This window comes from Nocardia sp. CA-151230, from assembly GCF_050942175.1.
Lineage (GTDB): Bacteria > Actinomycetota > Actinomycetes > Mycobacteriales > Mycobacteriaceae > Nocardia.
Window position 1 is genome coordinate 7,417,721 of record NZ_CP192061.1, and the last position, 15,477, is coordinate 7,433,197.

Annotated in this window: 12 protein-coding genes; 4 read left to right on the top strand and 8 right to left on the bottom strand. The window is 68.1% G+C overall.

Annotated features, from left to right (window positions below; translation table 11 throughout):
- The first annotated feature begins 121 nt into the window (after positions 1-121).
- Positions 122-844: a hypothetical protein gene (locus ACQP1O_RS34935; RefSeq protein WP_433562620.1), complete on the top strand. Its 723-nt coding sequence runs from the start codon at positions 122-124 to the stop codon at positions 842-844.
- Positions 845-993: 149 nt separating this feature from the next.
- Here ACQP1O_RS34935 and galK read toward each other — a convergent pair whose 3' ends face one another.
- On the bottom strand, positions 994-2,106 hold the full coding sequence (galK, locus tag ACQP1O_RS34940; protein ID WP_433562621.1) for a galactokinase: 1,113 nt from the start codon (positions 2,104-2,106) through the stop codon (positions 994-996).
- 272 nt (positions 2,107-2,378) lie between these two features.
- Here galK and ACQP1O_RS34945 point away from each other — a divergent pair, with 272 nt between their 5' ends.
- A complete protein-coding gene (locus ACQP1O_RS34945) occupies positions 2,379-3,899 on the top strand; it encodes a diguanylate cyclase domain-containing protein (protein WP_433562622.1) in 1,521 nt (506 codons plus the stop codon).
- A gap of 77 nt (positions 3,900-3,976) precedes the next feature.
- Here the strand turns inward: ACQP1O_RS34945 and ACQP1O_RS34950 are convergent, their stop codons facing one another.
- Both ACQP1O_RS34950 and ACQP1O_RS34955 read right to left on the bottom strand, forming a co-directional pair.
- Positions 3,977-4,729: a DUF6319 family protein gene (locus ACQP1O_RS34950; protein WP_433562623.1), complete on the bottom strand. Its 753-nt coding sequence runs from the start codon at positions 4,727-4,729 to the stop codon at positions 3,977-3,979.
- Between the two features lie 240 nt (positions 4,730-4,969).
- On the bottom strand, positions 4,970-5,380 hold the full coding sequence (locus ACQP1O_RS34955; protein ID WP_433562624.1) for a hypothetical protein: 411 nt from the start codon (positions 5,378-5,380) through the stop codon (positions 4,970-4,972).
- Positions 5,381-5,562: 182 nt separating this feature from the next.
- Here ACQP1O_RS34955 and ACQP1O_RS34960 point away from each other — a divergent pair, with 182 nt between their 5' ends.
- Entirely contained in the window at positions 5,563-7,542 is a 1,980-nt protein-coding gene (locus tag ACQP1O_RS34960) for a molybdopterin-containing oxidoreductase family protein (protein ID WP_433562625.1), read from the top strand.
- A gap of 361 nt (positions 7,543-7,903) precedes the next feature.
- Here ACQP1O_RS34960 and ACQP1O_RS34965 read toward each other — a convergent pair whose 3' ends face one another.
- The 5 genes from ACQP1O_RS34965 to ACQP1O_RS34985 form a co-directional block, all read right to left on the bottom strand.
- Positions 7,904-8,800, bottom strand: coding sequence for an SGNH/GDSL hydrolase family protein (locus ACQP1O_RS34965; RefSeq protein ID WP_433562626.1), 897 nt, complete (start codon positions 8,798-8,800; stop codon positions 7,904-7,906).
- Between the two features lie 129 nt (positions 8,801-8,929).
- The gene (locus tag ACQP1O_RS34970; protein ID WP_433562627.1) at positions 8,930-11,440 is read right to left on the bottom strand and encodes an MFS transporter; all 2,511 of its coding nucleotides are present in this window, start codon (positions 11,438-11,440) and stop codon (positions 8,930-8,932) included.
- A 121-nt stretch (positions 11,441-11,561) separates the two neighbouring features.
- On the bottom strand, positions 11,562-12,221 hold the full coding sequence (locus ACQP1O_RS34975; RefSeq protein WP_433562628.1) for a phosphate signaling complex PhoU family protein: 660 nt from the start codon (positions 12,219-12,221) through the stop codon (positions 11,562-11,564).
- Between the two features lie 146 nt (positions 12,222-12,367).
- Complete coding sequence (locus ACQP1O_RS34980; RefSeq protein ID WP_433562629.1) at positions 12,368-13,639, bottom strand: diguanylate cyclase domain-containing protein; 1,272 nt, start codon at positions 13,637-13,639, stop codon at positions 12,368-12,370.
- A gap of 111 nt (positions 13,640-13,750) precedes the next feature.
- Positions 13,751-14,629, bottom strand: a complete 879-nt coding sequence (locus ACQP1O_RS34985; RefSeq protein ID WP_433562630.1) for a DMT family transporter — start codon at positions 14,627-14,629, stop codon at positions 13,751-13,753.
- A 183-nt stretch (positions 14,630-14,812) separates the two neighbouring features.
- Between ACQP1O_RS34985 and ACQP1O_RS34990 the strand changes: the two genes are divergently transcribed.
- On the top strand, positions 14,813-15,433 hold the full coding sequence (locus ACQP1O_RS34990) for a TetR/AcrR family transcriptional regulator (protein ID WP_433562631.1): 621 nt from the start codon (positions 14,813-14,815) through the stop codon (positions 15,431-15,433).
- Positions 15,434-15,477 lie beyond the last annotated feature (44 nt).

Genomic DNA, 15,477 nt, shown 5'->3' on the forward strand with positions numbered 1-15,477 from the left:
CTGAGCGACACGGCCTCCGGGCCGTGCCGCCGGCCGGTCACATCCTTTCGCGGCTCACGCACATAGCAGAGCCGCGCCATTCGTGCGGACCCTGACCCGCACTGACGAAAGACGAAACCTGATGAAGCTCAACAAGTTCGCCGTGTCCGCCGCCCTCGTGACGACCGCGCTCGGGATCACCGCCGGAACCGTGAACGCCGCACCCGCCCAGTCCGACCCGGGTGTCGTCAACTACACGGCCACCACCGGCGAGAGGGACCTGACCATCCGCACGGATGCCGGGTCGCTGGTGGTGGACAACGGCGTCCTGAAGATCAAGGCTCCCGACGGAACCACGGTCGCGGGCACCGAATTGTCGTTCCGGGTAGATGATTTCGTCTTCCCGATCGCCGCCGACATCCACGACCGCGTCGCCACGCTCACCCCGCAGTTCGACACCGCCCACGCGGTCTACCAGCCGGTCGCGCTGCCCTTCGAGAACAGCGCCCCCTGGAAGTCGGACTACGAGCGTGAACAGGCCGCCTGGAGCCGCATGACCAGCACCATCTCCATGGGCGCCACCATCGGCACCCTGGCCGGCGGCCTCGGCGGCGCGGCTCTCGGCTGCCTGCTCGGCGCCGTCGGAGCCGCCGGCCTGGTCACCCTCGGCTCCGCAGGCGTCCTCGCCGCCATGTTCGTCCCGCTCCTCGGCGCAGCCGGCACCGGCTGCCTCATCGGCGCCGGCGCCGTCGGCTTCCTCGGCACCATCGCCGGCCAGCTCTTCGTCACCGCCCCGGTAGCCATCGCCGCCGCGGTTCAGTACTTCACGACGATCAGTCAGCCCTCCATCCAGCCGGCGAAGTAACCCGAAACCCGTTGCCGCCGACCGATCTACACACTTCACGATCGGTCGGCGGCACCGTGACGGCAATCCATCACGAAGTATGTGATCTCCCATCACGAGCCGAATCGTGTCGTCCGAATCCTGCAGGTGCGTAGGGGTGGAGCATCATCTCAGAGGAGGCGGCGGGCGCCGGCGGAGGGGGTTGCGGTGTAGTCACGGGGTGGATTGAAGCCGTTGGCCGAGAAGGCTTCTCGAACGGCCGTCCGCACTTCCACGACGCGGTCGTGGTCTACGAGGGCGAGGATGCTGCCACCGAAGCCGGCGCCGGTCAGGCGGGCGCCGTGGGCGCCGGCGGAGAGGGCGGCGGTTACGGCGGTGTCGAGGGGTGGGGAGGAGACTTCGAAGTCGTCTCGGAGGGAGGCGTGGCCGGCGGTGAGAAGGGGGGCGATGAGGCGGGGGTCGGCGCCCGTGCGCAATTGTTCGGCAATTCGCAGGACACGGGCGTTTTCGGTGATGACGTGGCGGGCGCGTCGGCGGAGGACGGGGTCGGGGAGGTGGTCGGCTTCGGCGGCGAAGGGGACGTCGCGGAGGGTGGGGACGCCCAGTTGAGCTGCGGCGGCGGCACATTCGGTGCGGCGGGCGGCGTATTCGCCGTCCACCAGGCGGTGGGGAGTGCCGGTGTCGATGATCAGAAGGGCGAGGCCGAAGGCGTCGAGGTCGAAGGGGATCTGTTCGGTGGCGCCGGTGCGGGTGTCGAGGAAGAGGAGGTGGCCCGCGGTGCAGAGGAGGGAAGCGGACGGGTCGAGGGTGCCGGTGGGGACGCCGGCGTAGACGTTTTCGGCGGTGCGGGCGATGTCGATGAGCTCGGTGTCGGTGGCGGCGGGGGCGAACAGGTCCCGCAGGGCGACGGCGACCGAGCAGGACAGGGCGGCCGAGGAGGACAGGCCCGCGCCGATCGGGACGGTGCCGTCGAGATCGAGGTGGACGCCGGGCACCTCATGGCCGCGGCGCTCGAATTCGCGGATGACACCGAGCGGGTAGCGCGACCAGGCGGGGAATTCGGACCAGCCGCCGCTGGCGAGGGCAGCCGTGGTGGTGTCGACGGGGTCACCGGGCGCCTGCCGGGATCTCAACCGCACCACGCCACCCGGTCCGGCCGCCGCGGTGCAGGTCACACCCAGTGGCAGGGCCATCGGCAGCACGTAACCGTCGTTGTAATCGGTGTGCTCGCCGATGAGATTCACCCGGCCCGGGGCCCACCAGCGTCCCGCCGTCGTTTCCACTTCCGGCTCCTGTTCACAGGTTCGCGCAGGCCGTACGGTTCGATTCGCTGGGGAGCATAACGAGTCTCGCGGAAAGCGATCCTGCGGGTTCGCCGAACTCCGCTCCGGAGCGGCCGTTTTCATGTCATGATCGGTTCGGTTGCCCAGTTAGTGGCAGCGCCTTTTCTCTACCGGGCACTCTGTCACCGCTGCGCGGGACCTATGCTCGTACCGCAACACTCGGTTGATGATCGGCGGTGTCTTTTCGAGTACTGCTCGGACAAGGGGGGCTGGTGGGAACGGACGCACAACCGACCGAACGGTCTGGTCCGCGCTTCAAAATCTGCTGGCGCACCGTGTTGTTCGTCGGCGGTGTGCTCATTCTCGGCCTGCCCATGGTGGTCAATACCCGCGCGGTGGCGCTGGGCACCCTGTTCGTGTCGGTGGCCATCAGCCTCACCATGATCGGGCTCGGCGTGCGCAGGTACCGCCCCCGCCATCCCCTGCCCTGGTATCTGCTGTCGGCGTCCGCCGTGCAATTCGCCATCGGCACCGGGCTGCGCCACATCTCCGAATCGCAGCGCCACCCCTTCGACGATCTCTTCACCCTCAGTGGATACTGCTGCGTCGGCGTGGCCGCGGTGCTGTGGCTGCGCCCGCGGCAGAACAGCACCGATCACGATCTCCTGCTGGACTCGGGACTGATCGGCCTGGGCGCGCTGCTGCTGTCGTGGACGTTCCTCATCTCACCGGTGCTGCACATGGCGCACCACACCCCCTTCACCACCATTACCTCGGTCGCGGATCCGATCGTGGACGCCCTGCTGCTCACCGTGATCGTGCACTCGGTGATCACCTCGGCGCGCTCGGAAACCTCGCTGCGGCTGGTGCACCTGGCCATGCTGGTGATCCTGGCCGGTGACCTGGCCTACAACCTCGAGACCGCGGGCTCGGCGGTCTTCGGCCGCCAGATCCAGCTGCTGCCACTGCAACTGGGCTTCACGCTGATCGGCGCGGCCGCCCTGCACCCGAGCATGGTGGTCCTCGGCGAGCCGCGCGACATCCATCCGCACCGGTCCCGGCAGCGGGCCAGCATCATCGCCATCGTGATGATCGTGGCCTCGCTGGTGCCGGTCGTGGGCTCCAGCCTCGACACACTGGACCGCGTGGTGGTGTCCTCGCTGTTCGCCCTACTACTAGCGGGCGTACTGCTACGCAGTGAACGCGCCATCGAACGCAGCGCCCGCAGCGAACGGCGCGCGCAGTATCAGGCAGACCACGACATGCTCACCGGACTCCTGAACCGCGCCGCCCTGCTGCGGGCGCTGCATCGTAATCGGGAGCATTGGGCCGGACAGCCTTTGGCCCTGCTGTTCATCGACCTCGACGGCTTCAAGCGGGTCAACGACAACTACGGCCATGCGGTGGGTGACGAGCTCATCGCCAATGCCGCCGCCCGCATCCGCCGCGTGATCCGCCGCGATGACGCGGCCGCCCGCTACGGCGGCGACGAATTCGTGGTGCTCGCCCCGCTCGCGCAGCAGCAGACCCGCCAGCTGGCGGAGCGGCTGCTGGCCACCCTGGGAGAACCGTTCGAGCTGAGCGCGGCCGAGGTGCGAATTGCGGCCAGCATCGGAATCGCCTGCACCAAGCCGCGAGAGACCGAGACCACGGTCTACGAGCTACTGCGCGAGGCGGATTCGGCCATGTACCACGCCAAGGAATACTCCCTCGGCTACATCTTCCACGACGATCTACGCCGCAGCCGTCCCGAATCCGGTCCTCGCACCTGGCAGCGCGAATCCGCGGTATGACCCGGAAGCGGCCCAGCCCCACACGAAAAGGGTTGGGCCACCGGTCCTCGCGCCGGACTTACCCGCGTGGAATCTCGTCAGGCCAGGTCTTCGAGTAGCCGACGGGCCGATTCGAGTTCGGCCTGCAGCTGCGCGACCTTGGCCTGCTGGGCGGCGCGGACCGACTCGTGGATGGAGTCGACGACCTCGGCGAATTCGGGATGGAGAATCTTGGCGGCCTGGGCCACAGCCGAACTCGTGACCGGCAGGCCCTTGATGGTGCGCTTCTTGCCGTTCACGACATCCAGCGTCCACTCCCCCTCGGCGGTGCCGCTGAGGGCGACCGTCACCTCGGCAGCCTTCGGCTTCTTCGCGGCGGCGCTGTTGGCGGCATTGCGGGCCGGACGCGACGCGGCGGGCTTGGTCTTGGCCTCGGGCGCGGATTCCGCAGCCGGCTGCGGGATCTCGACCTTGGCTTCCGGAGCGGGCGAAGCACTCGGCGCGGTCGCCGGCATCGTCACGGGAGACGACATCGTCACGGTGGGTTCCTTCCTGGTTGCCGTTTTCGGTTGAGCTCCGGCCGGTTTGGCCGGGTTCTGCCGGGCCGGTTTGGTCAGGGTCACCTCGGTGGGACCGAAGGACAGCACATCCTTCGAGCCCGTCGGCTTCACCTGCAGGAAATCCCCCTCGGACGGATCCCCGAGGGACATCACCTTTCCGGAACGGCCTTCCGGGACGCCGACCGCCACCGCGGTGAACCACACCATCGGTGGCCGGCCCGCGTCGATTTCGGCGGCGATCTGCCGAATTTCGGTATCCGACAAGGGCTGTGGCTTGGTACGGGTCGACATGGGGCACTCCGGGCGGACGGGGCGGACATCTGCGTGCCAAGAGCATGCACCATGGCACCGACAAATCCACATCCGGAGAACGCACATGGTCACCGCCCGAGAGCCAGTGAACCGTCAGCTATTCCTACTGGTGCGGCCCACAGAGCATGGCCGGCGCTGGTGATCCTAAGCGTCCGCCCCTGTCCCCGCGCAACTTTCGAGGCAGCGCGACCGCCCGGCCGCACGATTCGCGAACATCGGTCAGAGTTGTTCGACCCCGCGCAGCACACACCGGACGGTCTGCGGCCGCGACACCGGATTCAGCCGCGTCTCCGTGGTGAAGTCCTGCGTCGAGCCCGGCGCCACCAGCACCTCGGTGCGTGTCCGTTCCAGATCGGTGGACTCCGGCGACATGAAACTGATCACTACCAGGTACCGGTGCTCCACCACATCCCGATTGCTCACCACGGCGGTCGCCTGCCAGCCCGCCGAGGTTCCCGCGCAGGCGGTGACGAAGGCGCTGCGCTGCATCTCACCGCCGTCGGTGGACGCCATCTCGGTGTTGGACTGGTGTGCGTGCGCGGCATCGGTGTGACCGGCATGAGCGCATCCGGTGAGCAGCGCCGCACATCCCGAGACGACACCGACGAGACCTCGGCCGGGGGTGATCATGAATCTCCCATTCCACCGCGCACTTCCGCCCCCGCACTCCTGTTGCGGCTGATTAGCCGCGCGCCGAGAGTACCCCAGCTCGCCCGCGTGTCGTCACATGACGGCATAGGCGTGTCGCGCCCGGAAACCCGCCGTACGCTCGTCTTTCGCGCACTCACGCGCACCTGCCTACGATCTGTGAGGTGAAGGTTCTCGGCGCATGCCCACTCGACTGCCCGGACGCCTGCTCCTGGGTGGTGGACGTACAGGACGGCCGGGCGACCGGCCTGCGCGGCAACCGCGAGCACCCGGTCACCCGGGGCGCGCTGTGCGTGAAGGTGAACCGCTACCTCGACCAGGTCCACTCTCCCGAGCGTCTCACCCGGCCATTGCGCCGGATCGGCCGCAAGGGCGAGGGCCGCTTCGAACCGATCACCTGGGACGAGGCGCTCGACGAGATCGCCACCCGGCTCACCGGCATCATCGCCGAATACGGCGGCGAGGCCGTCTGGCCCTTCCACGGCACCGGCAGCCTGGGCTACATCCAAGGACTGGAGGGCTTTTCCGGCCGGCGGTTCTTCAATGCGCTCGGCGCCTCCCTGCACGACCCGACCATCTGCTCCGTCGCGGGCAGCACGGGGCTGAAGTACACCCTGGGCACCGCGGGTGGCATGGATCCGGAGGAGCTGGCGCAGTCGCGGCTGATCCTGCTGTGGGGCACCAATCCGCTCAGCTCCGGCCATCATGTCTGGAAGTTCATCCAGGACAGCGACGCGTACACGGTGGCCATCGATCCGGTGCGCACCCGCACCGCCGAACGCTGTGACGAGCACCTGGCCCCGCTGCCCGGCACCGACGCGGCGCTGGCGCTGGGGCTCATGCACGTCATCGTCGGGCTGGGAGCCGAGGACACCGAGTTCCTGGAAACCCGCACCGAGGGCTGGCCCGAATTCCGTGACCGCATCGCGCAGTACCCGCCGGAGCGGGTCGCCGAGATCACCGGGCTGCCGGTGGAACGCATCGTGGCCCTGGGCGAACGCATCGCCCACACCCGGCCCACGGCCATTCGCGCCTCGCAGGGGATGCAGCGGCACGCGGGCGGCGGGATGGCGCTGCGCACCCTGGCCTGCCTGCCCGGCGTCACCGGCGACTGGGCGATTCCCGGTGGCGGACTGCACTATTCGACCAGCGGTCACTTCCGGCTCGACACCCCCGCGCTGATGCGATTCGATCTGCTGCCGCATCCGGTGCGGACGCTGTCCATGACCCGCATGGGCGAGGTGCTGCTGGACACCGACGGGCCGCCGGTCAAGGCGCTGTTCGTGATCGCGGCGAATCCGGTGGGCTCCAATCCCGATCAGCGCCGGGTGATCGAGGGCCTGTCCCGCGAGGATCTGTTCACCGTTGTCCTGGAACACTTTCCGACCGACACGGTCGACTACGCCGATATCGTCCTCCCAGCCACCATGCAGCCCGAGCACCTCGATGTGCTGGCCGCATACGGCAATCTCTATCTGGTCTGGAACGAACCGGCCGTGACCCCGCCCGGTGAATGCCTGCCCACCACCGAGACCTTCCGACTGTTGGCCCGGCGCCTGGGGCTGACCGAACCGGCGCTGTACGAGTCGGATGAGGACCTGGCGAACCAGCTGTTGCAACAGTACGACGTCGACCGGCTGCGCTCCGAGGGCTTCCTGAAGATCGATCCGCGCCCGGTGCCCGTGGACAAGCTCCGGTTCCTATCGGACCGCGCGACCCGGGCGGGCCACGATCCACTGGCCGGGTACACCCCGCCCGCCGATCCGGGCGACGGACTGGTGCTGATCTCCGCGGCGTCGCACTACTTCCTGAACACCAGCTTCGGCATCGATCCCGAACTACGCAGGCGTGCAGGCGAACCGACCGTAACCATCCATCCCGAAGACGCGGCGACACGCGGAATTGCGGACGGCGATCCGATCACCGTCCGCAATGCTCGCGGCTCCTTCGAGGCCGTCGCCGAGGTCTCCGACCGGGTCCGCCCCGGTGTCGCCGCGACCACGAAGGGCCGCTGGGCCAAACACTCCGGTGGTTCGACGGTGAATGCGACCGTCGCGGAACGCGATTCGGATTTCGGCGGCGGCGCGGTGTTCCACGACAACCGGGTCAGCATCACCGTGCGTGGCAGCTATTGCCGCACGTGAACGGATCGCGGCTGAATCAGAGGCACCACACCAGATTCGCTGATCCCGGCATCGGGATCGTGAAGCAGATGCCGACCGATCCATCGACGGGTGAGGCCTGCGGTGTGTCGGCGGAGGCGGTCGAGGCTCCGAGGGTAGCGAAGGAAAGGACTACCGCGCATGCGGCGGCGGAACCGGCGATTCTTGCGATCATCACATCAACTCCCTTTCGTGAACTACCCGCACCGGAACCGGCGCTGGGGGAGGCGTACATGTGCCCGGCATCCACCGTAGGTTTCAGCGTCTACGGCCGTAAACATTGATAGCTGGCCCGGATAAGTGGTGGTACTGGCCGGTGCCACCACCAGGAGCGAATGCGGAGTCACCCCGCGTCGAGCGTCTCCAGCACCTTGCGCGCCTGGTAGTCGGCGCCGAGCTGGTTGGGGTGAAACGGCACCGCGAGCCCGAGCGGGTTGCCGGAGTACGGCAGCAGACCCTCGACCCAGCGGGTGCCGATGGGCTTGCACGCATCGTGTCCGGTACTGCCGTCGTAAGTGTCGACGAACTCCACTCCGGTCTCGGCCGCGACCCGGCCGAGCATGTCGTGCATCTCGATCAGCTTCTGCCCCAGCCAGATCGCGTCGGGGTCGGAGATGGGGATCTCCGGCCAGCAGCCGCCGTCGAGGCCGATGCCCTCGAAGTAGTCGAGCAGCAGGATGCGGGCGTGCGGGGCGCGTTCGCGGATGCCGGCGATGGTGGCGGCCACCCGGGGTTCGGTGCGGGCGATGTTCTGCGACATCCGATCGACGCCGTTCACCACCAGCTCGTTCAGGCAGGGGCTGACGGCCGGGTCGAGGGTGATGCAGTCGGAGACGGTGGCCGCGAGACCCGCGTCATTGCCGCCGATTTCGAGGGTGACCAGGTCGGTGTTCTCGGTCAGCCGGTCGAACTGCGGCGCGTTGTCGCCGAGCACGGTGCGCTGCGGCCGGGTCATGTCTGCGGTGACCGCGCCGCCGCAGGTGGCGTCACGGAACACCGGCACTGCCAGCGCCGCGGCGACCTGCTTGGCGTAATTGTGGACGCTCTGTACACACGGCGCCGGGGTGAAGGCGGTGGTGAGCTGGCTCAGGGTGGCGTCGGCGGCCCAGGAATCGCCCAGGGCCACATACTCGTGGACAGCTGCGCCGGTGTCGGGGGTGGCGGGTTCGGCCTGGGCGGCGGCGGTGGGCACGAGGGCGGCGAGGGCGGCCACGGTCAGCAGTGCATACGAGGTCTTCATGTCTGTTCTCCCCTGAAGCAGCCCAATACCGAATGTTGGACTGCATTCGGTCGGAAACCTAACAGCTGCAGAACCGCGGCGCGCGGCGAATTGAAACAATCCTCAGCCGCAACCGCTCCCGACCCCGGCTCAGACCCGATCCACCGACTCCCAGCGCTCCCGCGCGGGCGACTCCACCCGCTCGTAGCCCAGCAGGACATCGTGGGCGACCTCGCCGTCCGCGACCGTGATCCGGCTGAACACCGCCGGATATCCCCGGGCCATCACGGTGTAGCGCCCCTCCGCCAGATCCGGCACGGCATAGCGGCCGGTGTCGTCGGTGCGGGTCACGGCGATCAGATCCCCGGCCTCGTCCAGCACCGTGATCTGGGCATCGGGCACGCCGTTCCCGCGGTCGTTGCAGGCCGATCCGGCCAGCACCGCGCGCGGCGCCAATTCGATGTCGTGGCGCAGCATTCCGCTGTCCGGCACGGTCAGGCTGACCGCGGAGGGACGCATGTGGTCGGCCACCGCGACCAGCGTGTAGGTGCCGGCCAGCACGCCACGGCAGATGAAATCGCCCTCCGGGGTGGTGACCGTCGAGCCGACCACTTCGCCGAACGCGTCGGTGAGGGTGATGGTCGCATCGCCCAGCGGCGCACCGCGTCCCACCGACCGCACCACGCCCGACACCTCACCGGATCCGAGCAGCGCCACATCCAGGCGGTGCGGGCGACTGCCGACCGAAATGGTCACCGCGGCGGGTTGATACCCGAACGCCGATACGATCAGCACGTAGCCGCCCGGCCGCGGGACACCGATGACATAGCCGCCGTCGGATTCGCCGACGGTTCGCGAAACCTGGTGTCCGCGTTGGTCGATGAGGGTGAGCACGGCGTCGGGCACCGACTGCCCGTCCTCGCGGTGCACGCACCCCGACACCGACGGCCCCAACGGCTCGACGAAATGGAACTCCGGCTCGGGCTCCGGTTCGAGTTCTGGTTCCGGTTCGGCGATATCCTCCATCACCGGGGTCGGAACGTCCTGCAGCGGAATCTCTTTCATGAACATGAGCACCAACGCCGCCACCACCGCCACCGCAGCCGCCACGAGGAACACACCGCCCATGGCGTGGGTGAATCCGGTCAGGATGGGTACGCGCAGCTGGTCCGGTAGTGCCGCGATGCCGCTGGTGTTGCTCTGGATCCGGCCCAGCTGCCCGGCGTCGAATCCCGGCGGCAGCTGTCCACCGAAGGCCGCCAGGATCTTGCGCGGCAGCAGGTTGAACAGGATGGTCAGGAAGACCGCGACGCCGAGCGTGCCGCCCATCTGCCGGAAGAAGGTGGCCGACGCAGTGGACACACCCATATCCGAGCGCGGCCCGGCGTTCTGCGCTGCGATGATGAGCGTCTGCATGCACCCGCCCAGGCCGAAACCGATGACGCCGCAGTACAGCAGCGGCTGCCACAGCGGGCTGTCGTAGTGCACCAGCGCGAACAGCACCGACCCGGCGCCGATCACCAGCGACCCGAGCACCGGAAGCATCTTGTACCGACCGGTGAATTTGGTGACGAGCCCGGACAATTGCGCGCCCAGCATGATGCCCACGACCAGCGGCAGCATGAAAAGCCCGGAGCGCGTGGGCGAATACCCGCGCACCACCTGGAAGTACAGCGGCACCATCACGATCGCGCCGAACATGGCCACGCCGACGATGAACCCGCCCACGATGGCGATGCTGAAGGTGCGATTCCCGAACAGCCGCAGCGGAATCAGCGCGCTGTTCTTCATGAGGAACTCGACGATCAGGAACAGCACCAGCCCCGCCGCCGCGATGCCGTAGCAGAGCAGCGCGCGATGCGAGCTCCAGCCCCAGTCCCGGCCCTGCTGGGCGACGATGAGCAGCGGAACCGTGCCCGCCGCAAGGGTTATCGCCCCCAGCCAGTCGGTGCGGTGGCGGTGCCGCTCGAAGGGCACGTCCAGCACCTTGCCGACGACCCCGATCGCCAGCACGCCGATCGGCACGTTCACCAGGAACACCCAGCGCCAGCCGGAGAGTCCGAGAATGTGGTCGGCATTGGAGAAGAAGCCGCCCAGTACCGGACCGAGCACCGTGGCGATGCCGAAGACCATCATGAAATAGCCCTGGTACTTCACTCTTTCGCGGGGCGGCACGATATCGCCGATGATGGTGAAGGCCAGGGACATGAGTCCGCCGGCGCCGACGCCCTGCAGCGCACGGAATCCCGCGAGCTGGTACATGGAGGTCGCGAAGGTGCAGGCCACCGAGCCGGTCACGAAGATGCCGATGGCGATGAGGTAGCAGGGTTTTCGGCCGTAGATATCGGCGAGCTTGCCGTAGAGCGGCGTCGAGATGGTGGCGGTGATGAGGTACGCCGTGGTGGCCCAGGCCTGTTTGTCGAAGCCGTGCAGGCTGTTGGCGATGCGGACGATCGCCACGCTCACGATGTTCTGGTCCAGCGCCGCCAGGAAGACGCCCAGCAGCAGGCCGGACAGGATGGTCATGATCTGACGGTGCGACAGCGTTCTCTCGATCGGTGCTGCGCGGTCGTTCGGCGTCGGGGCTGCCGGGGCGACCCGGACCGGCGCCGCCACCCGCGACGGGGTGGACACCGATGTCTGGGTGGAGATGTTGGTCATGTTTGGGGCCCTTGTCGGATTTCGGCTGTCCGTGCGTGCGGTGCTACTCGAAAAGACCTCGCCATGAAGCAATTCGGGCAGCTTACTCCCGCCGATCGGGGCCCCTCACACGAGGTGGTGGTTACGCCTCCGTTTGCGCGTAGAGCGGAATACCGGTGTGGAAGAAGCGAATGAGCCGCCCGATGCGCACGCAATGGTCGGCCCCACGCTCGTAGTGGTGGGCCAGCAGCGCGATATCGATGGCCATGGCCGACCCGTGCGGCCAGCCGTCATCGGCCGCCAGCTCCACCAGCCGGCCGCGCAGCCGCTCCAGGTTCTCGTCGCGCGGTACCAGCGCGCGATCACGCGGCGGGTTCTGTGCCGCAATGACTTTGCCCGCGAGATCGGTGAGATCGGTGACCGCGGCGGACATTTCCGCGAGCAGGTCGAGCACGTGTTGCGGGGCCACCGCATTCGGGTAGCGGCGCACCACCACATCGGCCACCCGGCTCAGGGCGCGGCTGACCGCCAGCAGGTCGTCGGCGATCTGCATGGCCGTCACCACCTGGCGCAGGTCGCGGGCCACCGGCGCCTCCAGGGCGAGCAGGATGACCGACCGGTCCTCACATTTCGCGTGCTCGATCTCCACCTGCTCTTCGAGCGCGAACACCTCGTAGGCGGCGGTCAGGTCGCTGCCGAGGAGCGCCGCCGCGGCCCGGTCGGAAGCCTCATGCGTCAGCTGCGCCATATGCGCGAGCTCATCGGTCAGCGCGATCAGCTCGCTGGAGAATTTCGTGCGCACTCGCATATCTTGGCCGCCCACCCGCATGCCTGCACACTATCGCGGCAAAACCTTTATCCCCGAATGGCTCTCGGTTCCCTTCCCGAGGTGGAAACCGACCGCCCAGTCGGGTGGCTGCCGCCGGACACCCACGTGTGGGCCACGGCCTACTGCCCGGCTCCGGGGCCGTTGTCTGTGCGGTGCAGTACCCAGGTGCCGCGGCCGGCGGCCTTGGCGCGGTACAGACCGACATCGGCGTCGTCCAACAGCTTTTCGGCATTCGCGCCGGCAACCGGGGTGACAACGGCGCCGATGCTGGCCGAAATCGACAGCAGATCGCCGGGACCGACCGGAACCGGGTCTCGCAGCGTCGCAAGCATGGTCTCGGCGGCCGCGTGGGCCGTGGCGTCGTCACAGGGCGGTGCGAGCAGCGCGACGAACTCGTCTCCTCCGATGCGTGCCGGCGTGACCGTCGGCGAGGTCAGGGTCGCGTCGAGCCTGCGGCCGACCTCGGCCAGCACGCTGTCTCCCGCGTGGTGGCCGTAGCGGTCGTTGATCAGCTTGAACGCGTCGAGATCGAGGAAGCACAAACCGATGTGATCGGCGGGACGGGCCGCCGCGACAATGGCCTCCAACTGCTCGAGCAGGCGATGACGATTCGGCAGACCCGTCAATGGGTCATGACGGGCCTCCCACCACAGTTTCTGCTGCATGGCCCGCCGTTCGGTGATGTCCTCCCCGACGGCGAGCACGCGCACGTCACCTCCGCCCGTGTCGTGCACCAGCGTCATCGTCCATGCGCCCCAGCTGACGCTGCCGTCGGGGCGACAGAAGCGGCCTTCGAAGTGCGCCGTGCCGCATCCGCGCTTGAGTAGACCAACGACCGTGTGACGGAGCTTGTCGCGGTCGTCGGGGTGCATCAAGTCCAGAGCGGACACCCCTGGCAGGTCCTCCTGGTTCATCCCGACCATTCGTGCCGTCGTGGAATTGGCCTCGAGCGTGATGCCGTAGTTGTCGTAGAGCGCGATAGCAACCGCGGCGTTGTCGAACACCACGCGAAAGCGTTGCTCGGCAGCCTCCTGGCTGCGGGCGTGGACGTCCAGCAGCTCGGTGGTGTAGCCGCGGCCCAGCTCTCCCAGGAGCGCGCCGAACCGCTGTGCTCGATCCGGCCGCCGTGACCGCTCCAGTAAACCGGCCAGCACCGCTGCGGTCGGGGTCATCATGGCGGGGACCGTCAGGTTCGACCGGACCATCTCGACCCCGACTCGGCATGCGGGCGACGGGTCGAACGACTCAGCCGACAGGGCAGCTTCCAGCTCGACGATCCATCTTGTCGTCAACTGGCGGATGTCGTCCGGCACCGATGTCGGCACGCCATCGCAATCGACCAGGGCCGCCGACCATTCCCGCGCCAGATCGGCAACCTCACGACTGTCCATCCGTGAGGACCTTCCTCCATCGCCGGGCCATCGAGGTCCAGCACTTCCTTCCCCGCTCGCTAACAATGAGCATACGAAAGAACCGCTGCACCTGTATCGGTGCCGACCGAGCTAGGCCGGCGCGGGCTCGGCCGCAGGCCGCACCCGGGCCCGGGCGGTGCCGAGGAGCGAGCCCAGGATCACCAGCGGGAAGCCGATCGCCATGCCCGCGGTGAGGGGCTCGTCCAGCAGCGAGACACCGATCAGCAGTGCCACCGCGGGATTGATGTAGGTGATGACGGTGGCGCGCGACGGGCCGACCTCGCCGATCAGCGCGAAGAAGACCACGAAGGCCAGCGCGGTGCAGATCAGGCCCAGGCCCACCACCGACCAGCTCGGCCCGGCCGGGAAGCGAGAAGGCATCCGCCACAGCGCGAACGGCAGATAGATGGCGGCGGCGAAGATCAGCGACCCGGTCACCACGCCGATCGGCGGCAGCTCGGCCAGCTTGCGGTCGATGATGATCGGGCCCAGCGCATAGCCGATGACACTCACGCCGATGGCCGCCAGCGCACCCAGATTCGAGACGTCGATATCCAGACCGACCAGGGCGGTCACACCCGCGAAGCCGATCACCAGGCCGAGAATGCGCCGCGGGTCGAGGCGTTCGTGTCCGAGGCGGGTGGTGAGCACGATGGCGATCAGCGGCACCGCCGCGATCAGCAGGCCCACCGTCGAGCTGGTCAGCCTGGTCTCGGCGCGCCCGATGAGCAGCCACGGACCGGTGATCTCGACGATCGTGTACACCAGCACCCAGTGCCAGTGCCGCAGCGCCGGCCGCAGCACCCGGGTGGACAGCGCGATGGGCAACAGCACCAGCGCACCCAGGAGGGTCCGCCCGAAGGCCACGAACACCGGATCGAAATCCCGCACCGCGACCCGGATCATCGCGTACGGCACACCCCAGATGACACCCATGCCCAGGAACAGCAGCCAGCCGCGCTTGCTCACCGCCCCACCCCGCAACCTCGTCCCACGACACGCTCCTTCCGAATCCCCGGGAGCGTAAGCCACGCCGCCGACACGCTGAATCGGTCGTCCGAACGTCATGGGCAACCGAACTATTTCGGTCGCTGCAAAACTTTCCCAGCGAGAAACATTGCCCACTGGGCACGTTTTGCGCATACTGGAGTCATGCCGGACGAACAGACCCTCGGTCTCCGCGAACGCAAGAAGCTCGACACTCGGAAAGCCTTGAGCGACGCGGCACTCCAGCTCATGTTCGAGCGCGGCCTGGAGAACGTGGTGCGCGAGGACATCGCCGCCCGCGCGGGAGTGTCCGTGCGCACCTTCAACAACTACTTCTCCGGCAAGTACGACGCGCTCGCCTACCGGCATCTGGCCCGAATCAGCAGCGCCGTCGAGATTCTGCGCTCCCGTCCGGTGAACGAGCCGCTGTGGGAGTCGCTCACGGCGGCACTGCTCGAGCCACTCGAAGCGGAACTCGCCGAGTCGCCCGGATATCTGCCCTCCCCCACGGAGCTCGCCGAGGTCCGGAAACTGGTGGCCGCCCCCGAGACTCGGGCCCTGCTGTCCAAGGGCGTCGAGGACAACCTGATCACCGCTATCGCCGAACGCACCGGAACCGACCCGGAGCTCGACCTGTATCCGCGGCTCGTGGCCGGGGCAGCGGGCGCCGCGCTGCAGGCCGCCTTCGAGGTCTATGTGCGCACGGCCCCGACCGTCCCCGTCACCCATCTGCTCCGGCAGGCCCTGACCGCGCTCGCGGCGGGCCTGCCGCAACCACCGGCATAGCAGCGCCGCTCTCGCCGGTTTCTCCAAATACCCTCAACGACAAG